The organism is Paenibacillus cremeus, assembly GCF_007786445.1.
GTDB lineage: Bacteria > Bacillota > Bacilli > Paenibacillales > NBRC-103111 > Paenibacillus_G > Paenibacillus_G cremeus.
Genome location: NZ_VNJI01000094.1, coordinates 1 through 9,537, shown reverse-complemented (window position 1 = coordinate 9,537; position 9,537 = coordinate 1). Strand labels below are relative to the sequence as shown.

The window sequence follows — 9,537 nt, the reverse complement described above, 5'->3', positions numbered from 1 at the left end:
GGCGGTCAACGCCCTTTTCAGACAGAGATTTCTGGTGTAACATAATGGTATGCACCTTTCTGTTTGGAATGGGGATCTAGTCAATTTCCATTTTACCAAACGAAAGGTGTTTTTTTGTCAATTCGCTGATTTTTATGCTCAGAAGCCGCATGATGCAAGGTTTAAACTACAATTTCGAGCTGCGAAAGTTGAGTAATTAATTTATAATATTAATAACTCATCATCTCATGGGAAAATACCGTTTCGTCATGCACGCAGTATTACTTTGATATTAAAATTCGAAAACCCACCAGCGAGCGATGGCTTTGGTATTACTGCATTTGCAGTGATACTGAGGCTTTTATTTTTCTCGTTGTACTTCTAGCGCATCAGAGCCACCGGAATCACAACCTTATCGCTAGAATAACATACGCAGTATCTAGCGCCTAGTTGGAATTTGAAAACCACCCTTCTATATACCAAAATGCCTTCCAAGTAACCCCTCGGAAGGCTCATTATAGATTAACGGATCAGCAAATCCAGTTTTGCTATTACCTCTGATAAGGTCTCCTGCGGTACTTTGCAGATGAAAGCTGCCTGTCTAGACTGCCAATCGAGACTCTTTACCTGGTCTGATAATATGACTCCTTCAATAGGCAAATTCTGTGGAATGAATACTTCAAACGGGTAGCCCTTTTGCTTGGAGGTTACCGGACAGAGCAAGGAAAGTCCGACCTTGCCGTTATACGCTGCAGGAGATACGACCAATGCCGGACGCTTGCCTGATTGTTCATGACCTGCCTGTGGGTTGAACTGTAGCCACACCAAGTCGCCTCGATCCGGCACGTACTCGTTGATTACCATACTTCCCGTCCTTGCGGATCACCTGTTTGAATCTCGGTGTGAAGGTTATCCTGTGTGATTTGGGAAAGGAGCTCATCCAATGTTTTCGACTTCGACTTGATTACAAGGTGACCGTCCTCGATACCTAAGTCTACTTCGGAGCCTTCCTCTAGACCGACCTTCATGGCGAGTGTTTTTGGGATGCGAATGCCAAGGGAATTACCCCACTTTTGTATCTGAAACATTAGATCGCCTCCCAATATGTATATACAAAGTATATACATATTGGGAGGTTAAGTCAAACTAGTTTTGGCTGATTGGACTAAAGCGCGTAGGCATAATCAGAGGCGAATTAATCGAACTGAGGCTCGACAGTAAATTCCTACTTTGATCATGGATCTCGGAGATGACGGTGGTCTTCAGGAATACCACATCGAGCTCCAGTTGATAAAGCCATCCCATCTGAGATCGGAGGGATAGGCGTACGCGACGTGTCAGGATCGGAGCACCGCCCGTTACTCGTATTTGCGAAGTTTTACTGGTCGGTCGGATCGGCCGTCTACTAGATAGATTGTTACTGGTTATTTTGTCCAATCCGGCTAATTCCATGCTTGGGTAAATCCACTAAGAAAATAGCCCCGGTACATGCGTTTTGTTTAGTTTATGGCACAGCCGCCAATTTTGTAGCCTTAGGGTTTCTATACCTGCCCCTTCTTCCTATTAACATAAAATTACATATTCAGAGACAGAGGAGGTGAGATTATGAGTTTTCCTAACATGCCGAATTTATTTCCAAGCATTTCGCTAAGTCTACTATTAATATTTCCAAAACTATCATTGATTATGCTAGTATGTGGCAAGTTCTTCAATTAGATAAGTGGTTGGTCCATTTTTATTATAAATTCATATTCTGCCACACTCATTATTTAAGTTAGTTTTGGCAACTTGCTATTGTTTCTAAATCCTGAATTATAGGCATATTTGACTGCGGTTGCTAATCCTGGTGTATATTTGCCGACAGTCATTTTTCCTTTTTTCAATACAGATTTATTGTATTCATCGCTATAATAGAGTCCCTCATCCGTCACATGTGCTAGAAAATATTGACGTTCCTCGCCAATTTTTCGGCTTTTTACCTTGGTATTCAATATCTTCTTATTCCTAGCCAATCTGACGCCCTCGTTGATGTCTACTCCCCAGATTTCTTGAGTGCTATTATCAAGGAGCTCGTAACCAACAACAACTGTGTGGTCTAGATCATCAGATAAAGTAAGTAATTTCAGTAGTGTGCAATCCGAATTCGGTACAAATTTTATCTTTGTATCTTTTTTTGAAGTATTTTTTTTAGCTGTTGATCTGTTACTTTTTATGTTCGTATCTGACTCGTCGTTTTTACCTGTATTCGTCAGTTTTTTCAGGATCTCTTGTTCCATTTCAATCTTAATTTTTTTCAAACTCTCATCCAATTTTTGAGTTAGTTCCTGATCAAGTTTCTTATGTAAATCTTGCACAGTGACGGAAGAAGATTCTACAGTATCTGTTTTTTTGGTAGATGTTGATTTTGTTTTTCTTCTCTTGGTTTTCTTTTGGACAGGGCTTGGAGCTGTGAGAGAATGAAATGTTTTCATTAATTGCTGCAACAGGGTTTTCTTCGCCTTCTGCCTAGCCATAATTACACCTCCCTCATTCCACGTTTTGTTTTCGGCAATGAAGAGAGGATTTCCTTCAACACTGAAGTAAATAGTTGTTTTTATGCCGCTATCTTTCACTAATTCACCGTACTTATCAACTTGTTAGAATATTCCAATAAATATGTGGATACATTTAGTAATAAAATGCAAATTAGGTGATGTTCATGACAGCTCAAGAAAGAAAAGATGCCTGGACGCAGGAAGAAGATAATATCCTTGCTCAAACGATTCTCCAACATATCCGTAATAGGAGCACACAATTAAAAGGATTTGAAGATGCCGCTGAAAAACTAGGCCGTACATCTGCAGCTTGTGGGTTTCGCTGGAATTCTGACGTGCGAAGTCGTTATGAAGATGCTATTAGAGAAGCTAGGCAGGAGGCTCGTGTGGTAGGCAGACCAAAACCTTCTCCAAAAAGTCGATTAAGTATTAGCAGGCTCCTTGAGGTAGAGACTGTCAGGAGCCATCCTCTCATTACGGCAATTGATGTCATTAATCAATATATAGACCAGGAAGAACGGCAGTTTATTCAGAATCGCAAATTTGACGAGCTTACGAAAATAATTGAGCAAAGGGATCAAGAAATTGAATCCCTCAAACAGCAGCTTAGGACGGCAAAGGAAGCGGAATTTTCTCTAACCGAGGATTATAAAACGTTGCTTCAAATACTGGAGCGAGCAAGGGCGCTAGGAGTTCTCAAAGCCAATGAAGAGGACGCGAAAATAGCCTTTAAAATGGATGGCAATGGTAACTTAGAGAGAATCGGTTGAATATTACTGGTCGGATGCTAGGAAGCTGTTTCTGTGGATTCCAACTAACGTAAAGGAAAAGAGCCCGAATTCTCAAAGTGGAATTCAGGCTCTTTTTCACTTAACTGAGTGGATGATTGTCCTTTTTTCAGCTCAGCTTCGTGGGTTAGGACACCTTCATTGCACTGCCCGGATACTCTTGGCCAATCGTCCGTGCAGCGATGTGAAACAGCATGTCTTGCGACATCATTTCAAGCGTATAATGTGGCTTGAAGCCCCACTCGCTTACCGCTGCCGACGTATCTATCGAGTTTGGCCAGCTTTGGGCGATTTGCTCTCGAATTGGATCTATCTGATAGCTTAGCTTAAATGCCGGCAGCATCTTGCGGATTTCAGCGGCCAGCATCTCGGGATCTAAGCTCATCGCAGTGACGTTGTAAGAGTTGCGGTTAATGAGCTTGGTTGGATCGGCCTCCATCAACTGGATAATGGAAGTAATTGCATCGGGCATATACATCATGTCCATGAACGTGCCTTTGTTAATATATGAGCAGTACTCGCCGCAGCGGATCGCTTCGAAATACATAGCTACCGCATAATCGGTCGTACCGCCTCCAGGAGGCGTGAGGTGCGAGATAAGGCCTGGGAAGCGCAGGCCGCGCGTATCAACGCCGAATTTGCGGAAGTAATAGTCACACAGCAGTTCACCGGCCAGCTTATTGATGCCGTACATCGTCAAAGGTCGCTGAACCGTCACTTGAGGGGTTGCGTCCTTGGGCGAATCCGGTCCGAATACACCGATCGAGCTCGGGGTGAAAAACTGGCATTGCAGCTCCCTCGCCACCTCCAGCGCGTTCAGCAGACCGCCCATGTTCAGCTCCCAGGCAAAGAGCGGGTTCGCTTCCGCCGTTGCGGATAGTAGCGCTGCCAAATGGATAATCGTATCAGCGTTATACTTCTTAGCAATGTCGTAGAACGCTTGACGATTGGTTACATCCAAGATTTCAAAAGGACCTGCAGCTTCGCTACTTGTGCCATGCTTAACATCCGTTGCAATCACGTAATTTTCCCCATACCGGGCACGAAGCGCGGTAACAAGCTCGCTGCCGATTTGGCCCGATGATCCGGTTAACAATATGGTTCTCATGTTCGTTTACGCCTCCTCCGAATCTTAGGCTACAGGCCTAGCCGCTTCTTCACGCTCTCGTATACGGTGAGTGCCCGGTTGAGCATTTCTGTCGTATGCGCTGCGGTTGGCATGTTGCGCACGCGGCCTGTGCCTTTCGGAACGGTCGGGAATACGATCGATTTGGCATACACGCCAGCTTCAAACAGCTCTTTGCTGAACTGCTGGGTTGTGACTTCATCCCCGATGATGCATGGAGTAATCGGCGTCTCGGTGTGGCCGGTTTCGAAGCCTAGCTGCTCTAACCCTTTGCGGAAATAAGCGGCGTTGCTCCACAGCTTCTCCTGCAACTCCGCGCTGTTCGACAAAATATCCAACGCAGCGATGCATGCGGCGGCAATCGCCGGTGGCGTCGCTGTCGAGAACAGGAACGGACGGCTTCTGACCTTTAGCCACTCGATCAGATCCCTCTTGCCTGCCACATAGCCGCCAACCACTCCAATCGCTTTGGACAGTGTACCGATCTGAAAATCAACCCGATCCGATAATCCAAAATGCTTCACTGTACCTGCACCTTTACCCAGAACACCCGAGCCGTGCGCGTCGTCCACATAGGTAATAAGATCATAACGCTCTGCGATCTCCACAATTTCCGGCAACTTCGCAATATCCCCATCCATCGAGAATACACCGTCCGTGATGACCATGATTTTGTTATATTGGCCGGAATCTCTAGCAGCCTTCGCTTGTTTCTCTAGATCCTCCATGTCGGAGTGCTTGAAACGAATCACCTTGGCCTTGGTCAATCGGCATCCATCGATAATCGAGGCATGGTTGAGCTCGTCGGAAAGAATCGCATCTCCTGCTTCCATCACCGCCGAGATCGCCGCCATATTGCAGTTAAAACCAGATTGGTACGCTATAGCGGCCTCCGTTCGCTTGAAACGCGCTAATTTTACCTCCAACTCTTCATGTACGTCCATCGTTCCGTTAATCGTCCGCACCGCTCCTGCGCCTACGCCGTATTTGCGCAAAGCCGCTTCAGCTGCCTGAATCAGTCTTTCATCCCCTGCCAAGCCTAAGTAGTTGTTGGAGGAAAGATTAATCAGCTCTCGCCCATTAATATGGATAAGCGGTCCGTTCCCGCCTTGCAGTACGTGAATTTGATTAAATAATCCGTTATTCTTCAATTCTTCCAGGTTCCGCTGCAGAAATGTGGTTAATGATGAACTGGTCATCGTCGGATACCCCTTCTCATTTGGATTCGTTAGCTTTGTTCTATCAAGAAAGTCATTTGCTTCTATATTATACATATGTATGATATGACGCACAATATATTTGTATGCTATAGCGCACGAAAATGTTTAGACTTTTTGTGGTACTTCGGCTACAATAGGCTAAATAGGAATGGGTTCAGGAGGCATTTATGGAACAAATACATATAAAATTGGGACGAAACCTGAAATCGATTCGTCAAACGAGAGGATTCAGCCTAGATAAGGTGTCTGAGCTAACAGGTGTCAGCAAGGCGATGCTTGGTCAGATCGAGCGTGGCGAGACGAGCCCGACGATCTCGATTATTTGGAAGATTGCGAATGGGCTGCGGCTTTCTTTTACCACGTTAATCGAGGAACCACCTTCCGAGATCGCCGTAATAACGAAGGATGAGCTCGAGCCTTTGCTTGAAGAAGACGGGCAATACCGCGTTTACCCGATGTTCCCGTTCGATCCGACGAAGAAATTTGAGGTATACTCTGTCGAGATGGATGCCGGCTGTACGCATGAATCCGAGGCGCACAGCCCCGGTGTGGAAGAATATATTCTTGTCTCATCCGGAACGCTAGTCATCGAGATTCAGAATACTTCATATACAGTGGGCGCGGGAAGCGCTGTCCGCTACGCAGCGGATCAGCCGCACTCGTACCGTAATCCAGGTGGTGAAATCGTTCGTTATGATGCGATTATTTATTATCCTTAAATATTTCACGGGTAGCGACTAAGGCATATACAGTGCATGCAAGGTGTCTGTTTTGCCCAGAAACTTTTGCTATTTTCAGAAGTTGTTTTCCTTTAATATGGAGTAACAACATCTTATAGGAGGATTTCGGAATGTTCTATCATGTAATGCATACGAAGTCTCTGGAACTTACAACATTATCAGCCGCTGATGTTCTTGACATGCAGCCCGATGCTATAGGGCGAATTTAGTAATGGAAATGATCAAGAGGTATATTATTTGTTTGCAGATGCAGACCTAATTAAAGATTAGGTGAGAGGATTTTTATTTATAGTTTAAGGCGAGGATGGACGTAACGGATGATCGAAAAATACGCATTGAGAGATGAGCCGGATAAAACGATGTTTGTTTTTAAAAGTCGTGTTGGAACGCAGGTTTATGGACATATCATTCGGAACCGAACAGAAACATCGCCTGCTAAATTAGTTTTTGAAACGGCAAAATTCGAATCCATTGATGACCTAAAAGCTGAATACCCCGCTTTGGACAAGCCTATCGAATAAGACCGGCTTGTCCTTTTTTTACTTTAATCGCGGGAGTTTATATCTCTACGATACATTCAGGGGAATTATTAATGTTGCCGACAATGGACGATACTGGATAAGCTTTCATCTTCTCTGATGGATAGGGCGGGGCTTTAAAAGCGAGGTCAGGGCATCGGCATCCATATCCTTGGTTTCAGGATCAGGATCTAACCATACCTGTTCGTCCTCTTTTGTAAAAATCACTGGCATCCGATCGTGGATCGAAGCCATAAGTTTCAGAAGGAGTCGTGGTCAAAATGCTACAGGTTTCAAGAATACTCCCATCTTCGGAAGTCCAGCGGTCACCTAAGCTGGCATAAGCGAAAACGGGTCTCTCCCCCTTTAGCAGCATCCGCATAGGCTGCTTTTGTTTATTCTCGAGGCACTTCTATAGAAGAAACCGTCCGACACCAAAATTATCCTGGATCGTTTAAATGGCTCTCGAAAAGCTGGCTTCGAAGTCACTGTTTCCGCCCACCCGTTAATCATGGAGTAGGCCAACTTTTGACTTTTAGCCCAGAAATGAACCAATCCCCACTTGTATTGGCGATATGAAAGTGTGTTTAAGAATCTCTTCTTCTGATATTTCTGACCTTTATCATTCATACAATTTCCAGCAGCGAACGACAAAAGACCCCGCTTCTTATCGAGCATTCATTCTTCTGCCACCCAGATTTCTAAAAATTGTTGTATAAGAATAATGAAATTACGCAAAATACCACCAATCCCAAATAAAGGAGTGTTGACTTAATGGCAAACAGAAGTAACACACTGGTTGTTCAACAAGCAAAGGCAGCGCTAGATCAGTTAAAGTATGAAGTCGCGCAAGAGCTGGGAATTCAATTACAACCGAACGGATACAATGGGAATCTCGCTACTCGCGATGCAGGATCAATCGGAGGCAACATAACCCGCAGGCTGGTACAGATGGCAGAACAGCAGCTACAAGGATACATGCGCTAGCATAAAAAGACTGCCGTCCCTCTTTCTCCCTTAGGTGATGGCAGTCTTATTTGATGTTTGTTTACCATTTTATAAGTCAGTTTGAACGAGTTGATGTCGGCTGAGCCATACTTTGATTCTTCCTGAGTCGATCGGCTAGAATGATGACAAAAAAGATTTTAAGGTCTTCTAATTGTAACTTAATTCCATCAACAAAAAATCCATTTTGGTTAAGATTTCATCGTCTGAAAGATCGAGTATATCGATCGGATCCCTCACTGGCAAGCTTAGTACCTTTTGGCGTTCGGCTGTCCTGCCGACTAGATAATATATCGTTACTCCGAAAAATCCGCGATTAACTCCAACCGCTCAAGTTTCAGCATCTTTCCATCCGTTTAGTATCGTCCGATGGTGGAATCTGGGATTTCTTCACTAATTCGCTGCCCTTTGCGCTCTTACTTATTTTTCACTTTTTTTCTTCATTATGAGGTCGGGGCATGTATATTCTCCATGTTAGATACCTTAGGAATCGATTGAATTATTTCTGTCGACGAACGCTTAAAACCAAAAGCGGTATTATAATTTCATTTATATTCTACTCTTCTATTTAATCCTCTAGAATATTCTCAGATTGCTAGACATATAAATATAGCAAAGAGAACATAGGAGAGTGATAGTTTATGAGAGGAAATGGTGGAATGACTAAGGAACGGCTGCTGACTGATATTTGGAATGATATTGAAAAAGGAAATCCGGTTACCCGGGTTGAAGCAAATAGATTGAAGTCTTATTTGGATAGATCATCAGCAGCCGATGAATTTGAAGGAGAAATGATCAATTGGGCTCTGGTTAACGTGATCTAATCCAGTTCAACAATGAGGAAGGTTATCTAAAAAAGAACATCTCGCGTGGGCTTCGGCCGGTTGAGAAGATTAAAGGGGAAATTCCGGAACGGGATATCGATGAAGCGGATCTAAGACAAGCTATTGAGTTTTATCATGATAACCCATAGATGCAGACAAAGGATTTTATTTTGCTATAGAGCTTAGACTTCTCTTTCGTGACACTGTATTCAAATCTGTCAGGGATAATAGGTAAGTCTTCATATCTCCATTTCTCGTATTTCGGATCGTATTTCTCCGGATCGACCAACTCCACCAGATGACCGGCGGCCCAGGCAACAAATCCGCCTCTTGGGAATTCAGAGCATGGTTCGATTTCGATGCATCCGTCTTGTTCTTTATGCGGGAAAGGTGCTGCTTTTGCCTGGTCACGTTTTTCGGCGATGACAAGTTTCATGACTTCTCCTTTAAAAATAAAAAACTTCACCCGTGGTTCCGGTGAAGTTCTTCCTCATCCCTGATTCAGTATTCGTTTGCCAATAATTATAGCATACTGCAAATTGATTATGGTATAATATACTAAATTTATAATGTAAGTCCACCCTTCACGGAAGAACCGGAAGCCACAGGAGATTGTCCTGTGGCTTTTTTTATGTGCGCCACGCATGGCGATTAACTAGGCGGTGAAAGTCCGCTGTGGGGGCTTGTAGTTGCCAACCACTAGCCAAGAGCAAGGGTGTCCATTGCAAGGTGGAATCTGAAGGAAGCTGGAGGCAAACTTCCGACCCGAGGAACACGAATATCATCAGGCACAGGATATGGGA

General features: G+C 44.2%; 13 protein-coding genes and 1 pseudogene. 5 read left to right on the top strand and 9 right to left on the bottom strand.

The window, feature by feature from the left end; all coding sequences use genetic code 11:
- Positions 1 to 501 precede the first annotated feature (501 nt).
- From mazF to FPZ49_RS34430, 3 genes are all read right to left on the bottom strand, one after another.
- On the bottom strand, positions 502 to 843 hold the full coding sequence (mazF, locus tag FPZ49_RS34440) for an endoribonuclease MazF (RefSeq protein ID WP_144855191.1): 342 nt from the start codon (positions 841 to 843) through the stop codon (positions 502 to 504).
- Positions 837 to 1,067: an AbrB/MazE/SpoVT family DNA-binding domain-containing protein gene (locus FPZ49_RS34435; RefSeq protein WP_144855189.1), complete on the bottom strand. Its 231-nt coding sequence runs from the start codon at positions 1,065 to 1,067 to the stop codon at positions 837 to 839. The genes mazF and FPZ49_RS34435 overlap by 7 nt, the downstream gene beginning before the upstream one ends.
- 681 nt (positions 1,068 to 1,748) lie before the next feature.
- Complete coding sequence (locus tag FPZ49_RS34430; protein WP_144855187.1) at positions 1,749 to 2,492, bottom strand: hypothetical protein; 744 nt, start codon at positions 2,490 to 2,492, stop codon at positions 1,749 to 1,751.
- A 185-nt stretch (positions 2,493 to 2,677) separates the two neighbouring features.
- Between FPZ49_RS34430 and FPZ49_RS34425 the strand changes: the two genes are divergently transcribed.
- Positions 2,678 to 3,283: an RsfA family transcriptional regulator gene (locus tag FPZ49_RS34425; RefSeq protein ID WP_186446278.1), complete on the top strand. Its 606-nt coding sequence runs from the start codon at positions 2,678 to 2,680 to the stop codon at positions 3,281 to 3,283.
- A gap of 145 nt (positions 3,284 to 3,428) precedes the next feature.
- Here FPZ49_RS34425 and FPZ49_RS34420 read toward each other — a convergent pair whose 3' ends face one another.
- On the bottom strand, positions 3,429 to 4,409 hold the full coding sequence (locus tag FPZ49_RS34420; RefSeq protein ID WP_144855183.1) for an NAD-dependent epimerase/dehydratase family protein: 981 nt from the start codon (positions 4,407 to 4,409) through the stop codon (positions 3,429 to 3,431).
- A 29-nt stretch (positions 4,410 to 4,438) separates the two neighbouring features.
- Positions 4,439 to 5,626, bottom strand: a complete 1,188-nt coding sequence (locus FPZ49_RS34415; RefSeq protein WP_144855182.1) for a glycine C-acetyltransferase — start codon at positions 5,624 to 5,626, stop codon at positions 4,439 to 4,441.
- A 188-nt stretch (positions 5,627 to 5,814) separates the two neighbouring features.
- Here FPZ49_RS34415 and FPZ49_RS34410 point away from each other — a divergent pair, with 188 nt between their 5' ends.
- Both FPZ49_RS34410 and FPZ49_RS34405 read left to right on the top strand, forming a co-directional pair.
- Positions 5,815 to 6,366 carry a helix-turn-helix domain-containing protein gene (locus FPZ49_RS34410; RefSeq protein ID WP_144855180.1) on the top strand — a complete coding sequence of 184 codons (552 nt, stop codon included), beginning with the start codon at positions 5,815 to 5,817 and terminating at the stop codon, positions 6,364 to 6,366.
- Between the two features lie 338 nt (positions 6,367 to 6,704).
- Positions 6,705 to 6,908: a hypothetical protein gene (locus tag FPZ49_RS34405; RefSeq protein WP_144855178.1), complete on the top strand. Its 204-nt coding sequence runs from the start codon at positions 6,705 to 6,707 to the stop codon at positions 6,906 to 6,908.
- A gap of 105 nt (positions 6,909 to 7,013) precedes the next feature.
- Here FPZ49_RS34405 and FPZ49_RS37820 read toward each other — a convergent pair whose 3' ends face one another.
- From FPZ49_RS37820 to FPZ49_RS37810, 3 genes and pseudogenes are all read right to left on the bottom strand, one after another.
- Positions 7,014 to 7,160, bottom strand: coding sequence for an SOS response-associated peptidase family protein (locus FPZ49_RS37820; RefSeq protein WP_144855175.1), 147 nt, complete (start codon positions 7,158 to 7,160; stop codon positions 7,014 to 7,016).
- Positions 7,090 to 7,293 (bottom strand): annotated as a pseudogene (locus tag FPZ49_RS37815) (hypothetical protein); the annotation flags it as partial. The gene FPZ49_RS37820 and the pseudogene FPZ49_RS37815, both read right to left, overlap by 71 nt.
- Positions 7,272 to 7,535, bottom strand: a complete 264-nt coding sequence (locus FPZ49_RS37810; RefSeq protein WP_391563908.1) for an SOS response-associated peptidase family protein — start codon at positions 7,533 to 7,535, stop codon at positions 7,272 to 7,274. The gene FPZ49_RS37810 and the pseudogene FPZ49_RS37815, both read right to left, overlap by 22 nt.
- A gap of 144 nt (positions 7,536 to 7,679) precedes the next feature.
- On the opposite strand from FPZ49_RS37810, the gene FPZ49_RS34390 reads away from it, so the two are divergent.
- Both FPZ49_RS34390 and FPZ49_RS34385 read left to right on the top strand, forming a co-directional pair.
- Positions 7,680 to 7,892, top strand: coding sequence for an alpha/beta-type small acid-soluble spore protein (locus FPZ49_RS34390; protein ID WP_144855171.1), 213 nt, complete (start codon positions 7,680 to 7,682; stop codon positions 7,890 to 7,892).
- 659 nt (positions 7,893 to 8,551) lie between these two features.
- A complete protein-coding gene (locus FPZ49_RS34385) occupies positions 8,552 to 8,734 on the top strand; it encodes a hypothetical protein (RefSeq protein ID WP_144855169.1) in 183 nt (60 codons plus the stop codon).
- A 133-nt stretch (positions 8,735 to 8,867) separates the two neighbouring features.
- Here the strand turns inward: FPZ49_RS34385 and FPZ49_RS34380 are convergent, their stop codons facing one another.
- Complete coding sequence (locus FPZ49_RS34380) at positions 8,868 to 9,170, bottom strand: hypothetical protein (protein ID WP_144855167.1); 303 nt, start codon at positions 9,168 to 9,170, stop codon at positions 8,868 to 8,870.
- Between the last annotated feature and the right edge of the window lie 367 nt (positions 9,171 to 9,537).